Origin of the sequence: Paenibacillus sp. USHLN196 (genome assembly GCF_037144955.1) — a bacterium.
GTDB classification, from domain to species: domain Bacteria; phylum Bacillota; class Bacilli; order Paenibacillales; family Paenibacillaceae; genus Paenibacillus; species Paenibacillus xylanexedens_C.
This window is the reverse complement of sequence record NZ_JBBCYH010000003.1, coordinates 396,110-421,817: the sequence shown is the minus strand read 5'-3', so window position 1 is coordinate 421,817 and position 25,708 is coordinate 396,110. Positions and strand designations below refer to the sequence as shown.

21 protein-coding genes and 1 pseudogene are annotated in these 25,708 nt (G+C 44.8%); 6 read left to right on the top strand and 16 right to left on the bottom strand.

The genetic code is table 11. The features are described 5' to 3' along the window. Nucleotides 1–22 precede the first annotated feature (22 nt). Both WFI24_RS08595 and WFI24_RS08590 read right to left on the bottom strand, forming a co-directional pair. Nucleotides 23–5,182, bottom strand: coding sequence for a S8 family serine peptidase (locus tag WFI24_RS08595; RefSeq protein WP_336759937.1), 5,160 nt, complete (start codon nt 5,180–5,182; stop codon nt 23–25). 693 nt (nt 5,183–5,875) lie between these two features. Next, nucleotides 5,876–7,336: an alpha-L-fucosidase gene (locus tag WFI24_RS08590; protein ID WP_336759936.1), complete on the bottom strand. Its 1,461-nt coding sequence runs from the start codon at nt 7,334–7,336 to the stop codon at nt 5,876–5,878. A gap of 122 nt (nt 7,337–7,458) precedes the next feature. On the opposite strand from WFI24_RS08590, the gene WFI24_RS08585 reads away from it, so the two are divergent. Next, complete coding sequence (locus WFI24_RS08585; protein WP_336759935.1) at nt 7,459–8,292, top strand: AraC family transcriptional regulator; 834 nt, start codon at nt 7,459–7,461, stop codon at nt 8,290–8,292. Nucleotides 8,293–8,347: 55 nt separating this feature from the next. Here WFI24_RS08585 and WFI24_RS08580 read toward each other — a convergent pair whose 3' ends face one another. Together WFI24_RS08580 and WFI24_RS08575 are read right to left on the bottom strand one after the other, a co-directional pair. Further along, nucleotides 8,348–9,418 (bottom strand): glycosyltransferase WbsX family protein, encoded by a 1,071-nt coding sequence (locus WFI24_RS08580; protein ID WP_336759934.1) that lies wholly within the window; start codon nt 9,416–9,418, stop codon nt 8,348–8,350. A 61-nt stretch (nt 9,419–9,479) separates the two neighbouring features. Beyond that, nucleotides 9,480–10,472 (bottom strand): hypothetical protein, encoded by a 993-nt coding sequence (locus WFI24_RS08575; protein WP_336759933.1) that lies wholly within the window; start codon nt 10,470–10,472, stop codon nt 9,480–9,482. A gap of 307 nt (nt 10,473–10,779) precedes the next feature. Here WFI24_RS08575 and WFI24_RS08570 point away from each other — a divergent pair, with 307 nt between their 5' ends. Beyond that, the gene (locus tag WFI24_RS08570) at nt 10,780–11,187 is read left to right on the top strand and encodes a hypothetical protein (protein WP_336759932.1); all 408 of its coding nucleotides are present in this window, start codon (nt 10,780–10,782) and stop codon (nt 11,185–11,187) included. 122 nt (nt 11,188–11,309) lie between these two features. On the opposite strand, the gene WFI24_RS08565 is transcribed toward WFI24_RS08570, so the two are convergent. The 6 genes from WFI24_RS08565 to WFI24_RS08540 form a co-directional block, all read right to left on the bottom strand. After that, nucleotides 11,310–12,659 (bottom strand): glycoside hydrolase family 30 protein, encoded by a 1,350-nt coding sequence (locus tag WFI24_RS08565; protein ID WP_336759931.1) that lies wholly within the window; start codon nt 12,657–12,659, stop codon nt 11,310–11,312. Nucleotides 12,660–12,681: 22 nt separating this feature from the next. Continuing rightward, nucleotides 12,682–14,325 (bottom strand): sugar ABC transporter substrate-binding protein, encoded by a 1,644-nt coding sequence (locus WFI24_RS08560; protein WP_336759930.1) that lies wholly within the window; start codon nt 14,323–14,325, stop codon nt 12,682–12,684. A gap of 36 nt (nt 14,326–14,361) precedes the next feature. Beyond that, nucleotides 14,362–15,249, bottom strand: coding sequence for a carbohydrate ABC transporter permease (locus WFI24_RS08555; RefSeq protein ID WP_076211802.1), 888 nt, complete (start codon nt 15,247–15,249; stop codon nt 14,362–14,364). 15 nt (nt 15,250–15,264) lie between these two features. After that, nucleotides 15,265–16,254 (bottom strand): ABC transporter permease, encoded by a 990-nt coding sequence (locus WFI24_RS08550; protein WP_336759929.1) that lies wholly within the window; start codon nt 16,252–16,254, stop codon nt 15,265–15,267. Between the two features lie 258 nt (nt 16,255–16,512). After that, the gene (locus tag WFI24_RS08545) at nt 16,513–17,547 is read right to left on the bottom strand and encodes a LacI family DNA-binding transcriptional regulator (protein ID WP_336759928.1); all 1,035 of its coding nucleotides are present in this window, start codon (nt 17,545–17,547) and stop codon (nt 16,513–16,515) included. A gap of 181 nt (nt 17,548–17,728) precedes the next feature. Next, nucleotides 17,729–18,073 carry a thioredoxin family protein gene (locus WFI24_RS08540; RefSeq protein WP_336759927.1) on the bottom strand — a complete coding sequence of 115 codons (345 nt, stop codon included), beginning with the start codon at nt 18,071–18,073 and terminating at the stop codon, nt 17,729–17,731. A 118-nt stretch (nt 18,074–18,191) separates the two neighbouring features. On the opposite strand from WFI24_RS08540, the gene WFI24_RS08535 reads away from it, so the two are divergent. After that, the gene (locus WFI24_RS08535; RefSeq protein ID WP_221819496.1) at nt 18,192–18,329 is read left to right on the top strand and encodes a hypothetical protein; all 138 of its coding nucleotides are present in this window, start codon (nt 18,192–18,194) and stop codon (nt 18,327–18,329) included. A 79-nt stretch (nt 18,330–18,408) separates the two neighbouring features. Here WFI24_RS08535 and WFI24_RS08530 read toward each other — a convergent pair whose 3' ends face one another. Both WFI24_RS08530 and WFI24_RS08525 read right to left on the bottom strand, forming a co-directional pair. Next, on the bottom strand, nt 18,409–18,711 hold the full coding sequence (locus WFI24_RS08530; protein ID WP_336759926.1) for a DUF3817 domain-containing protein: 303 nt from the start codon (nt 18,709–18,711) through the stop codon (nt 18,409–18,411). 196 nt (nt 18,712–18,907) lie between these two features. After that, a complete protein-coding gene (locus WFI24_RS08525; protein WP_336759925.1) occupies nt 18,908–19,876 on the bottom strand; it encodes a LacI family DNA-binding transcriptional regulator in 969 nt (322 codons plus the stop codon). A 344-nt stretch (nt 19,877–20,220) separates the two neighbouring features. On the opposite strand from WFI24_RS08525, the gene WFI24_RS08520 reads away from it, so the two are divergent. After that, a complete protein-coding gene (locus WFI24_RS08520) occupies nt 20,221–21,654 on the top strand; it encodes a glycoside hydrolase family 1 protein (RefSeq protein ID WP_336759924.1) in 1,434 nt (477 codons plus the stop codon). 193 nt (nt 21,655–21,847) lie between these two features. Here the strand turns inward: WFI24_RS08520 and WFI24_RS08515 are convergent, their stop codons facing one another. The 4 genes and pseudogenes from WFI24_RS08515 to WFI24_RS08500 all read right to left on the bottom strand — a co-directional run bounded on the left by WFI24_RS08515 (nt 21,848) and on the right by WFI24_RS08500 (nt 24,945). Next, the gene (locus WFI24_RS08515; protein ID WP_336760274.1) at nt 21,848–22,450 is read right to left on the bottom strand and encodes a sugar O-acetyltransferase; all 603 of its coding nucleotides are present in this window, start codon (nt 22,448–22,450) and stop codon (nt 21,848–21,850) included. 49 nt (nt 22,451–22,499) lie between these two features. Then, nucleotides 22,500–22,667: pseudogene (locus tag WFI24_RS08510) on the bottom strand (DapH/DapD/GlmU-related protein); the annotation flags it as partial. A gap of 236 nt (nt 22,668–22,903) precedes the next feature. After that, the gene (locus tag WFI24_RS08505) at nt 22,904–24,067 is read right to left on the bottom strand and encodes an MFS transporter (protein WP_336759923.1); all 1,164 of its coding nucleotides are present in this window, start codon (nt 24,065–24,067) and stop codon (nt 22,904–22,906) included. A gap of 125 nt (nt 24,068–24,192) precedes the next feature. Next, entirely contained in the window at nt 24,193–24,945 is a 753-nt protein-coding gene (locus tag WFI24_RS08500; protein WP_336759922.1) for a TrmB family transcriptional regulator, read from the bottom strand. Nucleotides 24,946–25,151: 206 nt separating this feature from the next. Between WFI24_RS08500 and WFI24_RS08495 the strand changes: the two genes are divergently transcribed. Together WFI24_RS08495 and WFI24_RS08490 are read left to right on the top strand one after the other, a co-directional pair. Continuing rightward, a complete protein-coding gene (locus WFI24_RS08495) occupies nt 25,152–25,280 on the top strand; it encodes a DUF4023 family protein (protein WP_047842809.1) in 129 nt (42 codons plus the stop codon). A 94-nt stretch (nt 25,281–25,374) separates the two neighbouring features. Continuing rightward, a complete protein-coding gene (locus tag WFI24_RS08490) occupies nt 25,375–25,635 on the top strand; it encodes a hypothetical protein (protein WP_145317749.1) in 261 nt (86 codons plus the stop codon). Nucleotides 25,636–25,708 lie beyond the last annotated feature (73 nt).

The window sequence follows — 25,708 nt, the reverse complement described above, 5'->3', positions numbered from 1 at the left end:
CTGGTTCTGGAACTGATTGTTCTTATGCTGCGCTTACGAACAATCGTCCAGCTGCTTCAGCCTCTACTTTATTCCCGGCTGCATCCTGAGCACGAATCACGATAACTCCGCCCTCAAGAACAAGGGATGAAGGTGTCGTGTATGTGCCTGTGTAACGGCCAGGTTCGGTCTCCACCAATGGAATCTCTCCTGCACCTTGGTCATTCAGATTCAGCGGTAACTGAATTCGGAAAGATGCCTGCAGACCAGGTTTACTATCAAATGAAACGGTAACACTCTCCCCTGATGTGATTCGAACATCTTCAGCAGGAGTAGTATTCGTAAGTTCTGGCAATGCCGTTTCCACGTAGACGGTGCGGGTTACGGTTGTTTTGTTGCCAGCGATATCGGTTGCTGTAATGGTAATCGTGTTCTCGCCTTCATTGACCAATACGCGATGACTGAAGCTTCTGTCTTTGCCCACTTGTACGGTTTGCCCGTTAACGGTTACCTTATCGAGGAATTGTTCCACGACGTTACCTGTTACATGAACAACTTCTGCATTGATGCGATCCCCTTGAGCTGGCGTGAGAATCGTCAACTGCGGGTTGATCTGATCCAGAATGATAACGACGGGAAGTGAACGGTCGGTTGTTTTCCCGTCCACCACGGCCTCGGCAGTAATTGCGTTAATTCCTGAGCGGAGTTTCACACCGTATGAGAACTTCCCATCTGTCACGGTTGTGGTGCCAGCCAGATCCTTGCCGTTGTAGAGCTTGATCTGAGCTCCGGATGCAGGAGACGTGCCCGACACGTTAAAGGTCGATTGATTCGTATACGTGTTCGCAGGCGCTGTAATTACCGGTGCATTCACCGGATATCTCACGACTGCACGAACCATGTAGTTACCTTCTTCTGCAGGTGCAGTGCTCCAGGCCCCACCTACACGCTGCCAGCTTCGACCTGCATTCGCACCATTCTCATCGGTAGCCAATCCCGGAGCGCTTGTTCCGGCTACGCTTTGTACATACACGATATAGAAGTCACCCGTTACAATCACTGGTTCCGGGAATTCAACGGTTGTCCATTGATCGTTACGAAGTGCAGTACCATCGAATGGTCCAGCCAGCTGTCTTCCCGGCGCTCCGCCAGCGCCCGATGCATCATAAACGGCATATTGGAACGCTGTACCTCCAGGTACAGGCCATTCGGTGTTCCAGAATCGGAACGATGCGCCTGTAAGCTGTGCAGTTTCCAGCTCTGGTGTCATTCGAACCGCCCAGGCATTGTCAGCAGCTACAAAAGCTCTTGCATTCTCTGCTGTTCCATCATCATAAGCAATTTCCCCAGGGAAACCGATGAATGGTTTCAAGGCAACATTTGCCTCTGCCGTTCCATTACCAGGTACAGTTACAGTGACGGTTTTACTGTAATAATCTGCAGCCCGGATGGATAGAGTGTAGCTTCCTTCCAATACCTGAATATCGAAGCTGCCATCTGAACCTGTGCGAACTTCACCTACCTTGGCATCTTCCACCACGAGGACGGAAGCATCAGCCAGTGGTTGGCCTGTCCGCTCATCGGTTACTACACCTTCAATCTGTCCATGCGGGATTGCCTCCAGATTAAAGTTAGCTTTCGCCCCACTGCCGTCCGTGATCGTTACCTGCTGAGTTCGAGGATAGTATCCATATGCCTCCGCTTTTAAGGTGTAATCACCAGCTACGTGTGTGAAGCTATACTTGCCCGTAGCCGAATCCGTCTTCACTGAACGACCGGTTTCGAGCACGGTTACCGTTGCACTTGCAGGCAGGCTTTGCGGATTAACCGAACCTGTTTCTGGTTTTTCAACTTCCGGTTGCTGCTGTTTCGTTTTGTTGAATTCCGCTTTGTCTGTCCGTGAAATTTTGTACCAAGGGTTATCATAGGACGGTTTCGGTTTGTCACTGTTAAGCACAACCGCACTGTCCTCGGTTACTGTCTCCGTAGCAACTCCCAGTACACGGAAATCATCAATGAACCAACCTGTCTTCACGACACTGTTGTCTGAGGTCAGACGGAACCGGAATTGAACTTCATTGCCGGTAAGTGCATTCAGGTCATAAAATACGGGTGTCCATTGTTTTCCATTTGTACTGTGTGAAAATTTACCCAGTTCTGACCATGTGGTTCCACCATCCTTGGTGACTTCCACATATCCGTAATCGTATCCACTCTCAATCTCGTACCAATGATTAAACGTGAGCGTTCCTTCGGACACATCGGTCAAATCAATGACTGGAGATACGAGTGAATAGTTGGAGCCATTCTCGTACGTATTGTCGAGATCAGTCGCCCAGACATTCGGCGGAGAAACGGCGCTGGCAGGTCCCGTTACCGGAGTACCGCGTTCCCATTCATCTTTGGTCCCCGAATGAGTCCAGCCATTATCATCACTGCCATCGAAATGATCGATGTAGATATCCTGAGGCACCTCTACTGTAATGGAGACCTCGTTCGATTTGTCGCTTTCATTGCCACTATAATCAAGTGCGGCAACGGTATAGTAATAGGTCGAATCCGTCACCGTAGCCGTATCTGTAAACGTTGTTCCTGTTGCAGTTCCAATGGATTCATAACCTGTACCTGCGGTTGTGGAGCGATATACCACATAGGATTCGAGATCCTCATCGCTCGGACCAGTCCAGCTCAAGGCTACATTACCAAGAATATCGGCTGTCGCAGACAATCCTGCAGGAGCGCCCGGAGCAATCTCATCCAGTTCTTCTACAGCGAAATCATCAATGTACCATCCAGCCTTTTGCACTGAATTATCGCTCGTCAGATTGAACTTGATGAACACCTGCTGTCCCGCGTATTCGCGAAGATCCACATATTGCGTCTTCCAATTACCCCCTGTACCCGTGAAGGTTAATAGTTCTTCGAACACATAATCGCTATCCTCGGAAGCGATGTATACCTTGCCGAAGTCGATGTTATTCTCCAGGTCATACCAGTGCTTGAAGGATACTAACGCACCTTCCGGACTCTCGGTTAGATCAATAGGTGGCGCAAGCAGATATGCGTTGCTATTCGCCACATAAGTCCCTTGCAGATTGGTTGCAATCACCTTGTCACCGGAGTGTGCACTTCCAGGACCACTGGTTGGTGCTCCCCATACCCAAGTACTTCCTGTCCCACCAGTCGTGAAGCCCAGTTGATCTTCTTCAAAATTCTGAAGATATCCTGGCTGAACACCATTGGACACAGCCACTTTATATACCTGACTTTCGAATCCGTTGTTGCCGTAATCGTTCACGCGGATATAATACTCCACACCTTGCGGGTCAATAAGAAAAGCAGGGATTGTCGCTGTATACGTCCCATCTTTGTTATCTCCGGCAATCCGATTCATCGGTAGATAAACGTACTGGTTGGTGCCTGTCGTTTTGGCAAAAGCCTCAACCGAGACTACCGCGACGTTATCTGTCACATGAGCGGTTAATGGTATATCGATGCCTGTAAAGGCAGAATTGACAGGGGTATGTGCCAGTACCGGCTCTTCCAGATCATCTCCGGCTGTAACCACTCTGCCGGAAACTGTGCCGATTCCTTCGAGTACCGAACCCACAGCATCGAGGGCATTAATAATACCATGACCGTAACCATTATTAGGGGAGGTCGGGTACTGGCTGTCCGTTCTCGGCGTCGCTGTGTCTGTTATGATCTGCTCCAGCTGATCCACCGTCAGGGAATGGTTGGCCTGAAGCAGTAGTGCGGCTAGTGCAGTCGTATGCGGGCCTGCCATTGAAGTACCGTTCCAGCCTCCCTCATATACACCGCCCGGAACTGCTGAACGGATATTTACCCCAGGGGCAGATACTTCTGGCTTGATCTCACCATACGGAGATGGACCCAGCAGTGAGAAGGAAGCCAGATTACCATTAATATCCGTAGCTCCCGTAGCGAAACTTTCGGGGTAATTGGCAGGGTTCGCGACAGAGCCCGGACCACCCGGATTCGTCAGTCTTACATTACCCGCGGAGAACTCGGGAAAGATCTGCGCATCTCGCCAAGCCTGGACCATAGGCCGGAACCATTCATCCAGTCCTGCGCCTCCGCCCCATGAGTTGTTGACGACATCCGGCGCAAGTTCAGGATGCAGATTGCCTTCCGCATCCACCGGAGCAATCAACCACTGTCCACCATCCAGTATAATGGCATCGGTTGTTTCCGGATTAAATATCCGCACACCAATCCATTTTGCACCGGGAGCAACCCCGATCTGGTTGGTGCCATCTGCTTCGGAGCCAACCATCGTACCCATTGTGTGAGTACCATGTCCGTCTTCGTCCGCAGGCAGGGCAGCATTACTGTGCGGATCATACCAGCTCAATTCGGGATCAACGATGTTTCCCGAGGCATCCAATCCCCGCCATTTGCTGCGAAGTGCCGGGTGGGTATAGTCCACACCGCTGTCCAGATTGGCAACGACAATACCTGTTCCGTCGATGCCCCGATCCCACACAGCTGGTGCATTGATGTAATCAAGGTTCCATTCCACGTTCTCGGTTGTTAGATTATCTTTGGCAACAGGTTCCTTATCTTTAACACCGACTGCCGCGTCTTTAGCTGGCGTTTGGACAGCATCCTTGGATGGCACCGCATTCGCCGATTCTTTACTCACTTCCGCTTTCTGTAAGTATCGTGTCTCATTCGGTAGAACCTTCTCTACCTCAGGCAGCAGCGCAATCTGTTCCATGACTTCTTTCGTACTCGTTACTGCCAGTGAATTGACGATAAAATAGCTTTTATATTCTTTGACCTTACCCAGGTCAACTTCCTTTTCCAGATAACTTTCCAATGTATATTGTGTACGTGAGGCCGTTTCCCGCAGAGAACTGACGACCGAATTACGAACGGACAGCTTCGTGGCTGAGGCCGTTTGTTTGGCGATGGTCGCTTTTTCCAGGGCCTGTTTGGAGACTGCTGCTGTATCCACCTGTTCCTTCATTTTCACCAGATAGGTAACATATTCACTACCTTCGAATTCTTTGGTCAACTTGGCGTTTACTTTGGACTCCGAAACTTTGGCAAGTCCAGATTTCATATCCAATTTGGATGATGTGGAGTTTTCAGCTGAAACCGGATGAATGATCGAAAATGCAAGGAGAAGCGAGAGCCCCATGGAGATGGGCTTGCGTAACCGATTAATCTTTATCAAACTTTTCCACTCCTTTTACCCGGTTTTGTAATTTAGTCTGGTACATATGCCCTTCTCTGCAGAATAAAACGATAAAACAACCTTTATTGCGGACGAAATAGACGTCCTGGGTTTCACATAAAGCCTCACCTCCTTTACAGGTCTGGTTAGGAAACAATATGAGTCAGAATAGATAACTGGATCAGTCTATGATTTTTCACTTGGAAGTTTAGGAGATTTAGAACGACTCGGGTTAAGACGTGAGAGTGAAAGGTTTGGGTGTTTGAGTAATGCAACGAGAGTGAATGTCTATAAGCATTCATGTGGAAGGGTGACCTGGAGCGTTAGCAGAACGCTTGCTAAGGAGTTAGTGAATCCGAATTTCGATCGTGGTTCGAGTAAGTTAGAAAACAGTTTAAATTACATATACTAGTCGATTAGGAATTTAATTGGATTTTATTGGTATAGTATAGATTCATTATTCGATATATACAAGCACTTTTATTGAAAAATATAGAAAATAAGTCTATTTAATGCTTTTATGTGTCTCATGTCGCTTGTACTCCTAATTACAATTTTCGCATTCACGCAAATTCAACCATAAAAAACGGTTCAAATAGACCCTAGATTACTATCACCCCCCTCAGATAATAGTCCACTTATGAAATCACAAACAAAGAAAGAACCGACGCTTTTGCCGGCTCCCTTTCACTTCTAATCCAATTTAATTTTGAAAACGACAGGCGCAATACTCTTCACATTCGTGGTGGTGATGGTCAGTGCGTCCGCTGTTCTCTCCCATTCAGGCTGTTCTTCATAGCCAAGTACCTGAATATCTTGAATGAACCCTTGAAAATGGTGAGAATTTTCCTTCAGGGATTTAATGTGCACCACCCCGTTATCCGGGTAAGCAAGTACCGTGGCATACAGATTGATTTCTTTTACCGTAAACCGTATATCTTCACTCGTGAAAACCTTGGTATCCCCATCCGTGAACTGCCCTTCCTTCACCTCTGTTGGGCCTTCGCCATACGTACGCCAGAATGATGTATCATAGATCGCTTCCCCATTCACTTCCATCCATTTGCCAATCGTCAGCAAGATATCCCGATCTTCATCTGGTATGCTGCCATCTGCTTTGGGCCCTATGTTTAGCAGCAGATTGCCGTTTTTACTTACAATATCGACGAGATCTCGGATGATCTCTTCGGCCGTTTTGTAGTTGTTGTTTTCCGTGTAACACCATGAGTTTTTAGCGACAGCCGTATCCGTTTGCCAAAAATAAGGCTTGAGATCAGCGAATTGTCCACGCTCTACATCCGGAACAGCAGAGCCAAACATAAAGGCCTCATGTTTATAATTAATGGCTACAGGGAAGCCCCATTCTTCAGCTTTGTTATAATAATAGGCAGCGAATTTCTTAAGATAAGGTTTGAACGCAACCATTTGAATCCACCAATCGAAATAGAAGACCTTCGGCTGATATTGATCGACCAGTTCACAGCAGCGAATCAGCCAGTCTTCCAGATACTCTTCAGTTGGGGGTGAGTCATACAAGTCGAAGTGATCCTTGGGTTCCGGCATGGCAGGCCAATAGAAATCTCCACGTTTCAAAGGTTCCTTAATGTCTGAATCGAATTCCTTACCGTGAGACATGAAGAACCAATGCTCGGCACGGTGAGACGATACACACAAGGTCAGCCCTTGCTTCTCATACGCAGTCTTCATCTCACCCAGAAGATCCCGTTTGGGGCCCATTTCATATGTGTTATAGTGAGAGATAGCGCTATTGTACATCTGAAAACCATCATGGTGCTCAGCCACGGGCATAACATATCTGGCTCCAGCTTGTTTGAATAGCGTGGCCCATTCGTCTGCATCGAACTTCTCTGCACGAAACATCGGAATGAAGTCTTTATAACCAAAGTCCTTATGTGGTCCATACACCGCAAGGTGATGTTCATAGGCTTTGGAGCCCTGGATATACATATTACGCGAATACCATTCGCTATCATAAGCTGGGACGGAATATAACCCCCAGTGGATGAAAATGCCAAATTTTGCTTTTTGGTACCATTCGGGAACTTGAAAAGCGCTAAGCGAGCTCCAGTTGTCCTTAAATTTACCGCTCTCAATCGTTGCTTCGATCTGTTGCAAATATTCGTTTTTGTCCATGATCTGTTCTCATCCCTTCCGTTATCGTCTGCACTTGTATTGTAGTGCTACGGCCCATGGATAGACATGCAGAACACTAACTTTTAGATGGACAATAATAACCTTGTATGGAGATGAGGATCATGAATCAACAAACTTTGCTTACGAACTACCTGTCCAATCTGCAAGTTGATTTATTCATGGTCAATTACAATCGGTGCGACACCGATTGGCGGGATCTGGATTACACGCCAGACTACAGCAAGTTTTATTTCATATGCGAAGGTGAGGGGTGGCTCAAGATTGGGAATGAAGAGTACTACCCTGCGCCTAATCAACTTATTTTAATGCCGGAGGGAATCCAGCAGTCCTACTCAGTGATTAACGATCGTCCTTTTCTCAAGTACTGGTGTCACTTTAGCGCAAAGGTGGGGGGAATTAATTTATTCCAAATTCTGAAGTTTCCACACATCTGTACGATAGATCAACCTGAGTTGATTCAAGGGGTTTTCAGCAGCATCCTTACATATGCGAAGTCCGATGAAGTCTATGCCCATATGATGGCCAAGAGCAAACTGACCGAGTTACTGTCCCACTATATAATGAATCTGGATCTGGATCAGATCTCCTTTATTAACGTGCCTGTCATGGAGAAGCTGTCTGCCATTCTGGCTTACATCGACTCCAACATCGAAGAGAATATTTCGGTTCAGGATCTGGCTCAGATCGCCTACATGCATCCGAATTATTTTATTCGATTTTTCAAGCAGCAGATCGGCATTCCACCAATCCTCTACATCACAGGCAAAAAAATCGATAAAGCCAAGGAACTGCTAACCTGCACCCCGAACACCATTACAGCCATTGCCGAGAATCTCGGATTTAGTGATTTGTATTATTTCTCCAGACAGTTCAAAAAACATACAGGGCTCACGCCTACGGAGTTCCGCAGACAAACTACGGTTCGCACATCGTAAACATGGTGCATATAAGCTCAAATTAAAAGGGAGTCTCCTCATTTGGAACTCCCTTCTATAACCTGTTTCTATTTAGTCGTTCGTGCTGAATTACTTTCTTGAGTTCTCTCAAATATGCGTAACCATAGTTCTGATCCGGTTCGAGGTACGCACCTTCTGCCCATTCATTCCAAGCGTTAACAAAGAGATACTCACTCTTGTACACTGTCCTCGCTCTCTCCATCTGTCTCGCCAGATAAAGCCCAAACTTCTCTGGGGTCGACCCCAGCGTACTTTGGCCGTCAACGCCTCTCCGCGGTGTATTGTCCCAACTGACAAATGCACCTGGATAGACCATTTCCCCATTACGGTGTGGTGTTCGTTCGAGAATGGAAGACCATACCTTGTCATAATTCACAGCGATATGTCTCTGCCCCTTAACGTTCATTTCGATCCAGATTCCATTCATATGTCCATGTGCAAACGTATAATGCGGTTCAAATTCCATACTCGCATCAAAGATCTGACGATTAAATGTAGGGAATCCACCAATGGTCTGCACAAAATGAATCCCTTTCAGGCCATGCTTCAAAGCCAATTCACGCCAAAACTGAATCATTTCCTCACATTGAGGAATGCTGGCTGGCCGATAGATCAGAAATAACGGCTTACCTTCCACTCGAATATATCGTCTATCCTTGAATGCCTTGAGCAGGTAGTCAAAATGCTCTTCCCAATCATGTCGATCTCCATAGTTTTGTGCAATAAGAATATCTGATTCCTGACCGTCCCATTTTCTTGTCCATGTCTCATTGGCCCATGACAAACAAAAAGGAAAATCGGGCTCCCCACTATGCAAAATTTCATTGACTGGTTTTTCCAGCAGACGCTTGCCTTTGAACCAGTAATGATAATAACAAAATCCATAAATGCCATGATGTTTAGCCGTTTCCGCTTGCCACTTTCGTACATCTGGATCGGAAAGATCATAATATTTCCCTTGAAATGGCTGCTTAGGCTGATAATGACCCGAATATAAAGGCGTGGCTTTTCTAACATTGGTCCATTCGGTAAAACCGTCCCCCCACCATCGGTCGTTCTCCTCAATCCGGTGAAATTGGGGAAGATGCAGAACAATTACCTTCAATCAGAACTCCTCCAATGCAGCAACATGATGCAGCCTACGCTCCTGTGATTTTTGGGATGATTTATATGAAAATGATATCCAGCAGTCGCAATGTTTTTTGCAGATGGGATTGATTATATTTCATGTATGCCAGAACATGGCTAGCGGCCAGTCTCCTTGCATCAATACTCTGCCAGTAATGTTCAAACTTCTGAATGAGTTCCTCACATGAGTTGTATTGATGAAAGTTACTAAGGTCTATCACGTTGCTCTGATTCACAGATGGTCCTATGAGCTGAAACGTCCCGCATGCGGCAATTTCCATCACGTTTTTGATTGATTCGCCACGATGAATAACCAGTTTGCTTCCGTTATATAACATCTGGCGAGCTTCATTCTTATGAACAGGATAGAAATCCCCGATTTGTGCCCAACCCTTTCCATCCACCCGAACTTTTTTGTTATCCAGAAGACCCGATTTGGCAAAAGCGGTGATGATGCCATCCGGTTCTGCATCCCCGATAATATAAACATCCGATTCGTACTGAGGGGGAACAACTTGCGGACAGAACAGATGTGGATTAGGTGGCATTAATAGTTCATGACTAACAGTGCTTCCCATATGATGCTGATCATCGCTTATTTGGGATGAGTTCTGTGTAAACACGTGATCAAATAACGGGAGAATAGTTTCGCTTTGATTCACATGTTGATCGGCAGACAACCAGATTGCCTTCTTCACGGTTGATGTCCTTAATGCTGTGATATTCTCATCCGGCAAATTTTCTTCGCTTCCGATGACTATAATCAGGTCAACATCATTAGAAGACAAGCAGGCTGAAACGGATTCGATATATTTAATCTCATTCACATTTTTCACGAGATGTTTCAGACTCTGTTCAATCAAGACGCAATGTGATGACATTCCTCGGTCATTACAAGGAGTGATAAGAAGCACATTTAACTCCTTATAGATCACTTTTGGCACTTCTCGGGTAGGTACGCTTCCCACCTGCATCATTTTCAGCCATTGCTGATTCAGTTCCAATTGCTGTACTTCCATATGTTTACGCATGGATTTGAGTTTCCTGTTCAGGACCACATTCATCTGTCTCAGGAATAACCGGTTCGCATCATGAACTGAACGTTTCTTTTTCGTGGACTTAACCTGCGTTCTTGACTTCTTTCGGATAACAAACCCTCCTGTTCCATGCGAAAGCATTCTCTGCCTACAATATGCACGAAATAGTGGCGTGGTTTCTTCTATTGAGCTTTTCGCTAACTCTCTTTTGCAAAAGGGCTTTATCCCAGACATATAATGTGTGGCCACCCGGGTCATTCCAGATCTTGTCCTCATAGAATATATGAATACTATATAGGAGATGATATCTTTGCCAACATTTGATAGCATCCTTGTCACCGGCAATCAGACGATTAATCAGAATTTGCACGTTAATGGTAATCAAACCGTTGGTGTCGATCTAAACGTCAATGGCAGCCAGACCATAACAGGCAGCCTTCAAATCAACGCCAGCTCCTCGATTGTCAATCATTTGGGTGTAGGCGGAGTGATCGAAGCTGGAGATAGTGTTAAAGCCGCTACACAATTAATGGCACTCAATCAACCTACTCTTCCAGTGTCCCTACCCGTTTTACAACAGCTCAGATATTACAATCCTGGTGTTGCAGGTCAACCCGGTCTGGTCTTAACAGGGACTGCCGGCAACCAATATATATTGTTCGTTGATGAGAGTAGTGGTACCCCTCATCTCGCCATTCAAGCTGTATAATGCAGTCCTGCCATAGATAAATTTCACCCCAAGAAGCGATATCCATGTACGCTCCGGATATCGCTTCTTGGGATGATCATTTTTAGATGAAGCTGATTGCACTAATGGGGACCACTTTCTGTCTATAAGTCGGAGAATGATATGGACAAGGCACTCTTCTGTTCCAATTGACATTCCAACAATATATTGCCACGCAGTTTAACCTTCACATTGCCCACCTCTTCACTATCGTTGAAGAGAACTAATGCGACAGAACCGTCAATATTTTTGAACGCCACTGAGCAGATGGAATGATTACTGGACGTCGAATCAATGCGAACTGCCTTTGGACGGATCAAGGCACTAAAGTGTGCCAAGGCATAATAATCAAGTGTATACGCAAGCTCCTTCGTCTGCTGATTCACTTGCACGATACCACGACACGTACTGCGACCAAAACCAGGAACCGCAGGCCCATTATTCTCATCCAGTGCCATATTCCAAAGTACAAAGGACTTGCTATAATTGCGAAGAATCTGAATTCCCGTTCGCATCACATTGGAAAAGGCCTGCTCAAATGGCGGAATCCACTCTCCACCTGAACCTTCAGTGAAATGCACTTCTTTACCTGCAAAAGCTTCATAAACCTTCGTTTGAGCAGAAGCATCGCCCCCGTACCAATGCCAGGCTACGCCGTCCGCTTCTTCTCCCGCTTGTTCCAACACCGTCAGCGGATAGTCCGGTTGATCCCAGTTGTGATCGTAACAGAGAATCTTCGTTTGAATCTCATTTTGCTCGAAGGCTGGTTTGAGATGGTTTTTGATAAAGTCTGCTTGCGCTTCGGCTGGCATCAACATACCAGGATAGTGCCCTGGTTCATACAGCGCCTCATTCTGTGGTGTGATGGCATGGATCGGTAACCCATGCTTGGCATAGGCTTGAATGTATTTCACAAAATATTGCGCATAAACCGGATACCATTCCGCCTTCAACTGTCCGGTAATCATCGATCCACTTGTTTTCATCCAGCCAGGTGCACTCCATGGTGAAGCAAACAGTTTCATTTCAGAATTCAATGCCAAAGCCTGTTGCGTTAAAGGAATAACATCCTCTTCATCATGTGAAATGCTGAATTGGGTTAATTCTGCGTCTGTCTGTTGTTCGGGCATATCGTTATAACTGTATACCGTTCTCGCATAGTCCGAAGCCCCCATTGGATTACGGATGACTGACAGCCCGATCCCTTTTTCAGGATGGAACAGTCGGGTCATGACCTCTTCCCGTTGCTCCTTATTCAAGATTTGGTTGATTAGATAAGCAGATGAATCGGTAAAAGAAGCACCAAATCCGTCCATCTCCTGGTACGTTAGCTGATCATCCAGATGAATGGTCGTTGTCTCCTTATCGGCATCCAGTGGTTTCAATTGCTCCTGGGATAGAGATACGAATAAATCTTCTTCACCCGTGGATTTGTACATTTTGAAAATCGTCATATGACTTCCCTCCACACTTCTATTATTGAATACCTAATTTTTCTTTGTTCAGTTTCATCTTCTCACTACGTACCTTCACAATCTCTTCCCAACGGTTCTCACCTAAAAATGACTTGTAAGCAGCCAGTGCATTGTCATACGAGGCATCATCCTTGGAACGTACCATACTGACCAGCGTTGTATTCCACTTCGTATTGATCGCTGACAACGCACGAGCTTCAGGTGTACCTTGATCCGGACTAATATTCTCCAGAATGAAGTGTGGTTTCAGCTTGCCTTTGCCCCACTCCTGCATCTGTTTAATGGCTTCCGGAAAAGCATCTGCACTGAGTGCTTTGTGACGGTCATGACCGAAGAACATAAATTCACCCATCCGGTAATCCTTCTTGAATTGATCTGCGTTATTGAGTTGCAAGTCTTTCACCGCTGGCAGCAACTCTACGCTACCGTCGGCTTTGGTTTGGTAGGTTTCCCCCTCGATCCCGTAATTCATAAGTGTCTGGCCTTCTTCACTCAGCAAATATGTGAATATCTGAATGGCCTTGGCCGGATCTTTACAGTCCTTGGAAATAAAGTTGATCATCCACCCGGTTATTCCGGATTGATTCAATGTTGGTGCATTGCCTTTAGTGCTCTGCGGTCCATCAATGGCGATATATTCTTTGCCTGGATTGGCGCTCATATAGATCTGCAGGTTCCCTCCTTGTTGAGGTGTACCGTCGAGCAGCATGGTTGCATATTTACCGGACTTCACTTTTTCTTCAAAAGCCGTGCCATCATCCGCAAAACTGTCATCACTGATATTGCCATCTCTGTAGACTGTGTTCAATGTCTTCAACCACTTAAGATAATCTTCATCCAGATTGCGATCGTAGAACTCTCCCGATTCGGTCTCCAGCGGAACGCCGATAAAATCTTGCAACGTATCCCCGAGTGAACCTGTTCCTTCACCAATGGAGTTGAATCCAAACGGGATCAGCGCAGGGAACTCTTGCTTAATTCGTTTCATCACACTCTGGAATTCTTCTGGCGTTCCAATGACCGGACTACCCAAAGCTTCGTACACATCCTTACGAATGATAAATGCCGTTTTGGCAGGAATGTTACCGCTATCATAATCCTCTTGCGTATTGGAATAATTCGGGTACCCATAGGTTTTACCATCTGCCAACTGGAACCAGTTCAATGTATCGGCAGCCGCAACTTTATTGAAGTAAGGATCATATTTTTCCGCCAGATCATTCAGCGGCATAGCCCAGGTTGCAGCTTTTTGCACCACTGGAGAATTCGAGTCAAAGACCGTCAACAAGTCAGGCATATCTCCACCTGCGAAAAAGGTGTTTAACTTGGTATCATCACCCGTGATGAATTTAATATTGATGTTCAGATCTTCTTTGATTTTCTTGGTAACAATATCCTTGCCAAAATCGGTGTTCCACCAGTCTGCATTGACGTACCAGGTCAGGTCAGTAGCCTCTTCCTTCTTATCCAACTGCCAAGCCGGCTTTTCCGGATCAACCGTATAGCGATCTTCAATGGATACCCAGTTCCCTTCACTGGAGCCCCCCGATCCACCGCTGCAACCTGTAATCATAAGTACGGCTGTGAGCAGTGTTGCGAGCAATTTAATCCCTTTTTTGCCTGATGCCTTGTTCAACTTCAACATGTTTTTGTTCCTCCTCAAATGGGGTATTTGATTCTCTTATTCCTTGACCGCACCCAGCATCATTCCCGAGATAAAATATCTCTGAACGATGGGATAGATCAGCACGATAGGGAGTGTTGTAATGACAATGGTGGCCAACTGCACGCCTTTGGTCGTTGTTTCAATAACAGCCGAACCCCCGACATTTTGCATGGATTGTGTCTGGGACTGAACGATAATCTCATACAGCATCATCTGGAGTGGATACAGTGACTGATCGGTAATATATAACTTGGTTGTCATGAAGTCGTTCCATTGCCCCACCCCATTAAATAGCGCAATTGTCGCCATGGCTGGCATGGAGAGCGGAATGAATATTTTCAGGAAAATATGCCAATCCCCTGCGCCGTCAATCTTGGCCGATTCTTCCAGCGAATCCGGGACATTCCGGAAGAAATTCATCAGAATCACGACATCATAGAAGCTGAATAACGCTGGGATAATGTACACCCAGAAGCTGTTTAACAATCCAAGTGATTTGATTAACAGGTATGTCGGGATCATGCCGCCCGAGAAGAACATGGTAATAACACCCATGGCAACGTATAATTTACGGCCTCTTATGTACTTTTTGCTCAGACCGTAACCAACCATGGCACAAAAGAACACATGTGTAACAACGCCGATCGTTGTTTTGGAGACCGATATGAAGAAGGCCTGCCAGATGCCCTGATCGTTGAATACAGCTCTGTAATTCTCCAGCGAGAATTCCGGTGACCAGAAGATGAATCCACCTTCCGCCAGTGCTTTGCCTGAACTAAAGGAAGAAATGATGACATTCCAGAGAGGAACGAGAATAACGACCGTACAGATGATTAGCAAAATCATATTTAAGGTATCAAAGATCCGACTATCGAGATCTTCTTTTGCCACCTTTCCATTCACGCGGGCTACCTCCTTCTACAACACAGATTGATTATCGTTTAATTTGCTTGTGATTTTGTTTGCCGTGACGAGTAGAATGACAGAGATGATGGAGACACCCAAGCCAACGGCCGTTGCATATGAAAAGTCACCCTGAGACATACCCATACGGTACACGTACGAATTGATGACTTCCGCTTTGTCGCGGTTCTGGGAGTTCATGAGCACCAAGGTCTGATCCAGATTCGATCCTAATAAACCGCTTACAGTTAGAATCAGATTTAGGCTGATAATGGATCTCATATTAGGCAATGTGATATTCCAGATCTGTCTGAGACGGCTTGCACCATCAATTTTGGCAGCTTCATAGTATGTTGGGTCAATCTTTGCCATGATCGCCAGGTACAGAATCGTTCCCCAACCTGCTTCTTTCCAAATATCCGATAACGTAGCAATCCACCAATACTTGCCTGCATCCAGCAAGATGTTCTGCGGTTGCGAGATCACTCCCAGGCTAAGTAACAACTGATTAAATAAGCCCGTTGTTGAAAACCAGGTAATCAGCATTCCCCCAAGTACGATCCAGGACAAAAAGTGGGGTAAATATGAAACCGTTTGCACAAACTTCTTGAATCGTCCGCTGTTTAATTCGTAGATCATGATCGCGAGAATGATCGGAATCACGAACCCGATACCCAGTTTCAAAAAACTGATCCCCAGCGTATTCACGACCGCATCCCAGAAGTATTTGTCTGATAAAATGATTCTGAAATTATCCAGCCCTACCCAAGGAGCGGTAGCCAGCGTATCAATGACCGTGTAATTTTTGAAGGCAATTGTCAAACCGTAAATCGGGATATAACAGAAAATAATCATAAAGATAATGCCCGGGATAATCATCGATTGAATCTCCCATTGTCTCCGATAATCGACTATGAATTCTTTGATCCGTTGTCCGATGGGTTTCTTTCCATTGGGATTGATCGCATTTTTACCGGTTGATGTCTCTACGGCTAATTTATCCACGTTCTTTTACTCCCCTCCATCATGCATGCATGTTTATAAAAACGTTTTTATTTTCCGACATAAAAACCCCCTTGGCTCACATCTATATATGTTTAACTATACTTTTACACAAGAGCGAAGAGGACAGAAACAACCAGAAGAAGCGAAGCGTTCGCCTTTATCCCTGGATTTTCCCCTTGGTATAAGGAATTCAATAAAAATCTGGGGATAACAGCGATCGGAAGGTTGTTCTGTCATCGGAGTGCCAGTGTAAATCTTTCAGTTGAACATATTTGTACGATAGTCTTTCCGGTCGATCTTCACATGGCTTGAACCTCTAACCACCAGCTCACCCGCCAATTTCTGTGCAGCCCCTTGTTCTTTCTCCTTAATCATACCCACCAGTTGATTAATTGCCAGGATGCCCTGTCTTGCAATTTGATTTCTTACCGTTGTGAGCGGTGGAGAAAAATACTGTGCGATATCAATATCGTCAAAACCCACGACACTAACATCTTGAGGCACTTCAAAACCCTCAGATTTCAACGCATGCATACAGCCAATAGCACTCAAGTCATTCCCTGCAAGAAATGCATCAGGCCGCTTGCCGGGGTGCAAATGAAGAAAAGATTTTATCGCACTATACGTGCTCTCCTCCTCAAAATACCCTTGTATAATGTAATCTTCATCGATTGGAAGCTGGTATTCATGCAAGGCAGCCAGATAGCCGTCTCTACGCTGCACACTGTCAAACATCGTGTCCACGCCCGAAATATAAGCAATTTTCTTGTGGCCCAGCCCAATTAAATACTTGGTTGCTTCATAAGCAGCCACATACGAGTCAAAAATGACACTTCCCATCGTATCACTCTGATAGACCCGATCCAGAAAAACTGCCTTGATCTTGTCTTTCTCCATGGCGATAATATCTTGCTCATCGATCCGAAGTTCTTCGTAGATAATGACACCATCCACTCGCCGACCCAGAATATTACTCATAATAACGTGTTTATCCTTGGTCACAAATACATTCAAACCATACCCCAGACGATCACATTCGCGAGACATTGACTCCACCAGCTTATAGAAATACGGACCCGATACACTTGTGGTGAAAAAACCGAGCATTTTGGTTTGACCGGACTTCAACAGCTTGCCATTCAGATTGGGCACATAATTTAAACGCTCTGCCACCTTAAGAACATGTGATTTGGTCTCCGGGTTCAAGACATCCACACCATTTAAGGCGTTGGAGACAGTAGATATGGATACGCCCGCTTCCCTTGCTACATCTTTAATCGTTATCTTTGCCATAAGTTTTGTTCCTTTACTATAAAAACGTTTTTATAATGTTTAAATTATCATAAAACCGTTTTCATGGCAACACTTTAATTTGCGAGTTCAGGCATCATGTAACTTTATTCATAGCTATACGCCACTGCGGACGCAAAAAAAACGGCTCATGTATGAGCCGCCGTTCATGAAGCTTTAGCTTCTATTCCTCATCCTGGATATACATGGATTGAATCTGTTGCAGCTGCTCTTCCAGACGTTCCAAGCGAACAAAACGATCCGCTCGAATATATTCCTTCTGCTCCACAAGCATGATCATTGTTGGAACGGTGAAAATAAGAAACTTAGATGCAACCTCTTCCACTTCATTAGCATTAATGTGACCCAGATATACCGATGGATAAGGTTCAAGCAACGCCCTGATCTTGGGGAGTAAAGCGTGACATACACTGCACTCTGGACGAGATACATACAAAAAAACCAATTCATGTTGTTGAATAACTTCTTCAACCATTTCTATGGATGTTAACTCATGAATATCTTTCATAGAAGCTCAATCCTTTCAGTCATTCAATAGCTTGCTCATTTAAACTTTTTCTTTTCAAGTATAACCTATGTGCGTTAGAATCAAATGGAATATATCCCCATATGAAAGAGGTTATGGTATGAAAAAATCATTTGTATTTCTGTTCACTGCCCTGGTAGTTGTTACTTCTTTCTCGGCGTATGCACCTGTGTCAAATGCCTCTGGCGATATTGGCGTAAGCCTGCTGTCCGATCGTCAGCAAGGTACAGTAAAGTAGTACTTGTACAGAAAGTAACAGGCGACAATTCGGATAACATCTGAATTAGTCGCCTGCTTTCATTTATTCTTATTGATCTTTATTTCCAATTTCTCTTCCGAAGATAAGATTCAAATACAAAAGTTCCAAACGGCAAAAAACCGGCGAGTCCACCCATTAACCAGCGTGTTATCTTCCACTTTTTGACCAGAGCCAAGTGCACTAGGGCAATAAGGTACAAAGGAAATAAAATACCATGAATCATGCCCATTACGGCTACAGCGGAGGAGATATCTGCAAAATATTTCAGAGGCATAGCAATAAAAATCAACAGAAGTAAGGATACGCCCTCCCATATGCCCGCAATTCTGAATCGGCCTGTCACTGTTTTCATAAAGTCCATTCTCACCTTTCCTGCTAATCGTTTGTGAAATATGTAACTTGTAACATGATACAAAAACCTCACGCCACATCTCCGTACAGATATGTCGTTCAGAAGCTCATCTTCAGTATAACGTATGACTCCGATTCGAAGATGCTTCAAATTTGAATAATTATTGAATCCATAAAACCAGATTCCAACATCAGCTCTTACGGATTCAAGTCGTCTCACGCTCAATCAGCTGGTATGTTAGCTGCTCTGTCTTCAACTCTGTTTTACCCAATACAGCCCACAATTGATGGAAAGCCTGGGTGGCTTGCTCCGCAATCGGATTGTGTATGGTCGTGATCCCGAGGACACGGGAAAGCTCGATATCATCAAACCCCACAATGGCGAGTTGTTCCGGTACCTGAATATTCCGTCTGCGTGCTTCACTAAGAATGCCGATGGCTGCATAATCATTCGAACATAATACGGCCTGTGGAAGTTCTGGCCCCTCAGCCATTCTTCGCATCGCTTCTTCGCCATCGGAGGAGCTAAATACGGAATATTGATATGCTTCGGTCCACACATGCAATCCTCTGCTCTTCATGAAAGATTCATAGGCTTCACAGCGGCTCTGGGTATTCAAACTTTCAGCCCTGCCAAATGCATTCGCAATTCGGGTGTATCCTCTTGATACCAGATGCTCCAGAGCTAACTTATACCCTTCTGCCTGATCCATAGCAACAGACGGAATCTCGTCATTCCCCATTCGCTGCCAGGAGACAATGGGCCCATACTCCATATAAGCTTTTAATTTCCGAGGATCATTAACACAAGCAATAATAACTAGCCCATCGACTCGTTTACTGCGCAAATCTTCGAATGCCTGCAATTCAATCTCCGGATCTCCACGGGATGTATAGATAATCGTCTGAAACCCATAATCCATCGCTGTATCAATGAATTGATTCATGAATGTAAGAATAATCTCACCTGTTGTAGAGGTCACAATTCCAATCTGCTTTGTTTGCCCTGTCGATAACGATACCGCATTTCGGTTGGGAATATAATTCAACTGTTTCATAATATCCGTTATGATCTGTCTTGCTTCATCACTAACATGCGGAGAATGATTAATCACGCGTGACACTGTCGCTTTTGAGTAACCGGACCGCTTCATAATTTCATCAAACTTGGACATCGGAGACTCCCTTCTTGCTAACGAACTATATAAGTTCAACTAAGATTATTTACACTGGCACTTCGATGACAGAACAACCTTCCGATCGCTGTTATCCCCAGATTTTTTGATTCCCTTATCTAAACGGGAAAATCCGGGGATAAAGGCGACCGCTTCGCTTCTTCTGGTTATTTCTGTCCTCTCCGTTTTCGTGTAAATTTAGTTGAACTTATTTAGAATAATAGTATGCATCAAATCTGGGTCAAAAGTAAAACTTGACGTGTAACCCGTTACAACGTTTAAGCTTTTTTTATGTCATACATGAACAACCTCTTAAAATCAATTTGATGAATGGAGCGATACACATGAGCAACTCTCAAAATCATACTTATCAATTCCCGGAAAATTTCCTGTGGGGTGGCGCAATTGCAGCCAACCAGGCTGAAGGTGCATACAATCAAGGCGGCAAAGGATTATCTACACAGGATGTAGCTCCCAAAGGCATCATGGGACCAATTACGGAAGAACCCACTGAAGATAACATGAAACTAATCGGTATCGATCTGTATCATCGCTACAAGGAAGATGTGAAACTGTTTGCCGAGATGGGCTTCAAGGTATTCCGAACTTCCATCGCCTGGTCCCGGATTTTCCCAAAAGGGGACGAGCTGGAACCAAATGAAGAAGGTCTGCAATTCTACGACGATCTGTTTGACGAGTGTCACAAATACGGGATCGAACCACTGGTTACGCTCTCCCACTATGAGACACCGCTACACTTGTCCAAAGAATATGACGGTTGGGTTAACCGAAAAATGGTTGGATTCTATGAGCGTTATGTAACTGCCGTATTTAAACGTTATAAGAACAAAGTAAAATACTGGCTTACTTTTAACGAAATCAACTCCATTCTCGAAGCACCATTCATGAGTGGAGGCATCTACACACCGAAAGAGAAGCTTAGCAAGCAAGATCTGTATCAGGCGATCCATCATGAGTTTGTAGCTAGTGCTTCTGCCGTGAAGCTCTGTCATGAGATCATTCCTACGGCACAGATTGGTTGTATGATGCTCAGTATGCCTACCTACCCGCTAACACCGAATCCAGACGATATGATCAAAGTCATGGAATTCGAACATAGCAACTATTTCTTCGGTGATGTACACGTAAGAGGTCGCTACCCTGGTTATATGAAACGTTACTTCCGTGAAAATGGAATCGAGATTCAGATGGAAGCTGGCGACGAGGAAATGTTGCTTAATACGGTAGACTTTATCTCTTTCAGTTATTACATGAGTATCTGTCAGACGGCAGATCCGGACAAACAAGTCACAGGTGAAGGTAACCTGCTTGGTGGTGTGCCTAACCCTTATCTGCCAGCAAGTGAATGGGGATGGCAGATCGACCCGCAAGGCTTGCGTTATGTACTCAACATGTTCTATGACCGTTATCAGAAACCTCTGTTTATTGTAGAGAATGGCCTGGGAGCTGTGGACGAATTGATCACGGGTGCTGACGGTGAGAAAACCGTTGAAGATGACTACCGAATCCAGTATCTGAATGATCATCTGGTTCAGGTTGGAGAAGCCATTGAAGATGGCGTGGAAATTATGGGTTACACCTCATGGGGTTGTATCGATGTTGTTAGTGCGTCCTCTGCCCAGTTGAAAAAACGTTATGGCTATATCTATGTTGACCGTCATGATGATGGATCAGGCACACTCGAACGCTACCGCAAGAAATCCTTCCATTGGTACAAAGAAGTGATCGGCAGTAACGGAAAAAGCTTGAAACGTTAAGATCTTATAAATCAGATCTTATAATCACATATAGCAGTAACAATCCTACTATCCTCCAGACAAATAACATGAAAAGGTCGGTTATTCGATGCCTTGCCATGTTTTCTGTCCGGGGGATTTTATATTTATTTTCAAAAAGAAACACCCGATGATACACATCGGGCATTCTCATTAGCTACTACCACGTTCTTCACTATTTGTTCTTCACTACATCCCTGCTGTACTTTGTTTTGTCTTCTTCCGTTATCTTGCGAAGGACCCTGAAAGGATTACCCGCAGCAATCACACCAGACGGTATATTCTTGGTCACTACGCTTCCTGCTCCGATAATCGTATTATCTCCAATCGTCACTCCGGCAAGAACCGTCACACCGCCACCGATCCACACATTATTGCCCACCGTGATGGGTCCAACGATCTCCAGACCTTCATTGCGCTGCTCAACATCATAAGGGTGGCCTGCAGTATAGAATCCGCAATTGGGAGCAACAAAAACGTTATCTCCAAAACTGATTTTTCCTCCATCCAACATAACAATATTATGATTGCTATAGAAGTTCTCACCAATTTCAATATTATAGCCGTAATCACATACAAATGGCTGTTCAATCAAGAAACGATCCGTCGTTTTCCCCAGCAGTTTCTTGATTATCGCTTCTCTTTCATTGATCTTGGCTGGATGGAGCTGGTTATAATCATAACAAAGCCCTTTGGCATGTATACGCTCTTCAATTAACTCTTGATCATAATTGGCGTTATACAAAAGCCCTAATTGGGATTTTTCTTTTTCAGTCATCATTTCGTAAGCACTTCCCATCTTCTATCTTAAATAAGTTAAAGCTCTCGTTGTCTCCAATGGTAACCCCCGGATTAATAACGGCTCTACCACCAATCCATACATTATTGCCAATCGTGACTGGCTTGCCATATCCTGCACCCGTATTGCGTTCATGCGGATGGAGTGGATGAGTAGCCGTATAGATATGTACATCTGGCCTTATTAAGCAATGGTTGTTTTTTCCATATTCGTAGTCATGGTCACTGCTCCTTTGGTACACATCATGTCCTTCGACATTAGATAATACTTTTTAAAACTATTTTAATTATATAGAATACCATGAATATAACAAGTCTTCCTCTATATGAAAATGGTATTTTGTACTCTCGCGTACTCTAACGAAACAACAAAAACCTCTACACCCATTCGATTATGGAAATGCAGAGGTTCAAGCTTTTGGACGTATTTATTCTAGGCAACCGCCTGAACGGTTTTTTCCTTAACGCTAATGGCATAGATGGCAGAGACCAAACCAAGCAGAATCAGAACAGAACCAACCCATCCGGTGTTCAGAATCGATGAGTGATCAATCACCATGCCGCCGATATAGGTACCCAATGCAATACCTGCATGTGCAATACCTGAGTTGGTGCTGATTAGCGTTTCGGCTGTTTCCGGCGAAGTTTTGATAATGAGACTATTCTGAACAGGCGTAACCGTCCAGCTCAATGCACTCCAGATGCTTAACAATAGCAGGAAGGCGATCAAAGGCAATCCTACGCTGAACGGAATGACAGCCATACTCACAATAAAGGGAATCAGAACAATAACAATGGCTTTAGCAGGGTGCAGACGATCGGATAACATGCCCCCGATGCCTCCCCCTGCAACAGCGGCAATCCCAAACATCATATAGATAAAAGTAACCATCGTGGCGCTGGCACCCAGCGTTTCTTGCAGGAATGGCGTGAAATACGCATATAGAGTCAAGTGACCCGCCAGTACAAGCAAAGTCGTAGCATGGATCGCCAACATTTTCGGATTCCACAGAGCCGTAAGCTGTTTCTTCAGGGATACAGCAGGAATAGGCTGCACACGGTCCATTGCAATCCAGATGGCTACCATAACCACTGCAGTCAGAATAGCAATCAGCATAAACACCTCACGCCAGCCTGCCAAGTTGCCTACAAAGATACCAAGCGGTACACCTAGGATAAGCGATGCACTGCCTCCCATGGTAATGATCCCCACTGCGCGTCCTTTATATTGTGGTTCCACAATGCGGGCTGCAAGGGTTAGGGAGAGCACAAAAATAAGTGAGCCCGTCGCGGCTCCAAGCGCTCTACCCGCCATCAGCATGTAGAAGCTGGTACTGAATGCAGAGATCAAGTTACTGATCAGAAATACAAACAGCGTACACATATATACCTTTTTACGTTCAAATCTGGCTGTCATATTTAATAAAATCGGCGCAGACAACGCATAGACAAGAGAGAAAATAGAGATTAAGTACCCGGCCTTCGCCAGGGAAAGATGAAGGTCCGTAGCAATCAGGTCCAGAATTCCGCCCAAGATCAGTTCAACGGTTCCGACCACAAACGCTGCGATAGCAAGCACATATACTTTCTTATTCATGTTGAATCCTCCTCGAAAAGTTACAACTACGATAGTAACCTATGGAGATGGAAGTTTCAACACTTATTTTCATAATCGTTTTCATACGAAGAGATAACAAAAAACTATTCTCTTAGAGAATAGTTTTAATAGATCAACCTGGTAAGCAGACGCTCGATCTCCGCATCCTGTAACAGTTGGTCACCGTATTTTTTGGTAATTTGAGTAAGGGCAACATCATGGTAGAAATAATCGGTCATTGCTTTGACAATCGGTTTGGACATCGTCTTGATCGCTCTCCATGAATCGTGCTCCACACCGGCAAACAGCAGATACGCATGATCCACAATGAGCAACTGTGAAGGCTCTGGCGCGTCGAGCAATGGAATCAACGAGTATTTCCGGGTTAAGGATGTCTCCATTCCCCCAACGGCAAGCACTTCAACGTATACGCCCTGCTTTTCTTTCTGCTCCAGCAGTTCACGATATTTCTCCATTCGCTCATTCCAGGCCAGAAAAAGAATCGATGAATCTGCTTCCTCGATAAGCTGTTCGATATTCGATGCGATGGACGACTCATCTTTTAACGTCCAGATATGTTCATCGGTGAATGTACGTTTGATTTTGTAACTCTTCAATTCCTCAATATCTTTCTCAAAATCAGCCTTGATCTTATGAATGATGGACTGAAGATCCACAGCCATATATAGTTTCTTCTTCCCATCCATCGTTGTCAGCACCGTTCCCTTGTCGATCAGGCGATTAAGCACTTCATAGATTTTGGCTTTGGGAACGTTGGAGTAATTTACAATCGATGTGGCATCAAGCGGTTCATCCTGCGCGAATATAGCCTCATAGACCTGACTTTCATATTGTGTAAAACCGAATTTCTGCAACATGTCTGGATAGGCGCATCCCTTCTTATTGTGTCTGGTCTATCTAGTTTAGACGGCTATACTGCCCATGTCCAGTATGTCCCAATTGACCTTGGTGAAAGTCGTATCGCAATAAGCATTAGGGATGTACCTCAAATAAAATTACTTTTCAATGGTTATATTAAGAATCGGAATACACATTTCGCTTATGAAAGGAGTTGTAGGAACAGATGGAGAGTACTCAAGATTTTGTGAAAAAAGTTAACGAAAATGCCGAAAAAGCACGCCATAACAAAAACAATGGTAAAGGAACTCCGGGGGACAAGTTACCATCGAAGCAACACTCCACGAATAAGTAGGGTCTATTTATTAAACAGCATGTCTATGGTCTAGCACCTTTTCATCCTTTTTTCATCTACTATTAAGAACCTTAATAGAAAAGAGATGATTAGGATGGCTCGTGTCAATGCTGTTCCACAACCGGATCTGGTATTAATCTATTGGTCTAGAAATCCGCTCATTCCCGGTTCTGCGCGCAGAATCCAAAGTGTGCGTGTAATTGGGAATACATCTCCATGTACGTTCACACTGGTTCCCGGTGCACGGCTGATCAATGCACTGAACTGCTTGCTGGACAATGATATTGGTTTCAAAGTGGTATACCGCTACAAAACGTCTGAAATCAGTGGGGTTCTGTTATTGAAACGCAGATAATCCCAATTAAAAAAACGGTGCCTCCCCTTAGGGGAGGCACCGTTTCCTATTTTTTCTTTGATCTTATGAAATT

What these genes read in the sequence shown, in the direction of transcription:
- WFI24_RS08590 (WP_336759936.1), bottom strand. Translation starts at nt 7,336, where the DNA reads ATGGACAAAAACGAATATTTGCAACAGATCGAAGCAACGATTGAGAGC.
- WFI24_RS08585 (WP_336759935.1), top strand. Translation starts at nt 7,459, where the DNA reads ATGAATCAACAAACTTTGCTTACGAACTACCTGTCCAATCTGCAAGTT.
- WFI24_RS08575 (WP_336759933.1), bottom strand. Translation starts at nt 10,472, where the DNA reads ATGCGTAAACATATGGAAGTACAGCAATTGGAACTGAATCAGCAATGG.
- WFI24_RS08570 (WP_336759932.1), top strand. Translation starts at nt 10,780, where the DNA reads ATGATATCTTTGCCAACATTTGATAGCATCCTTGTCACCGGCAATCAG.
- WFI24_RS08565 (WP_336759931.1), bottom strand. Translation starts at nt 12,659, where the DNA reads ATGACGATTTTCAAAATGTACAAATCCACGGGTGAAGAAGATTTATTC.
- WFI24_RS08560 (WP_336759930.1), bottom strand. Translation starts at nt 14,325, where the DNA reads ATGTTGAAGTTGAACAAGGCATCAGGCAAAAAAGGGATTAAATTGCTC.
- WFI24_RS08545 (WP_336759928.1), bottom strand. Translation starts at nt 17,547, where the DNA reads ATGGCAAAGATAACGATTAAAGATGTAGCAAGGGAAGCGGGCGTATCC.
- WFI24_RS08540 (WP_336759927.1), bottom strand. Translation starts at nt 18,073, where the DNA reads ATGAAAGATATTCATGAGTTAACATCCATAGAAATGGTTGAAGAAGTT.
- WFI24_RS08535 (WP_221819496.1), top strand. Translation starts at nt 18,192, where the DNA reads ATGAAAAAATCATTTGTATTTCTGTTCACTGCCCTGGTAGTTGTTACT.
- WFI24_RS08530 (WP_336759926.1), bottom strand. Translation starts at nt 18,711, where the DNA reads ATGGACTTTATGAAAACAGTGACAGGCCGATTCAGAATTGCGGGCATA.
- WFI24_RS08525 (WP_336759925.1), bottom strand. Translation starts at nt 19,876, where the DNA reads ATGTCCAAGTTTGATGAAATTATGAAGCGGTCCGGTTACTCAAAAGCG.
- WFI24_RS08520 (WP_336759924.1), top strand. Translation starts at nt 20,221, where the DNA reads ATGAGCAACTCTCAAAATCATACTTATCAATTCCCGGAAAATTTCCTG.
- WFI24_RS08515 (WP_336760274.1), bottom strand. Translation starts at nt 22,450, where the DNA reads ATGACTGAAAAAGAAAAATCCCAATTAGGGCTTTTGTATAACGCCAAT.
- WFI24_RS08505 (WP_336759923.1), bottom strand. Translation starts at nt 24,067, where the DNA reads ATGAATAAGAAAGTATATGTGCTTGCTATCGCAGCGTTTGTGGTCGGA.
- WFI24_RS08500 (WP_336759922.1), bottom strand. Translation starts at nt 24,945, where the DNA reads ATGTTGCAGAAATTCGGTTTTACACAATATGAAAGTCAGGTCTATGAG.
- WFI24_RS08495 (WP_047842809.1), top strand. Translation starts at nt 25,152, where the DNA reads ATGGAGAGTACTCAAGATTTTGTGAAAAAAGTTAACGAAAATGCCGAA.
- WFI24_RS08490 (WP_145317749.1), top strand. Translation starts at nt 25,375, where the DNA reads ATGGCTCGTGTCAATGCTGTTCCACAACCGGATCTGGTATTAATCTAT.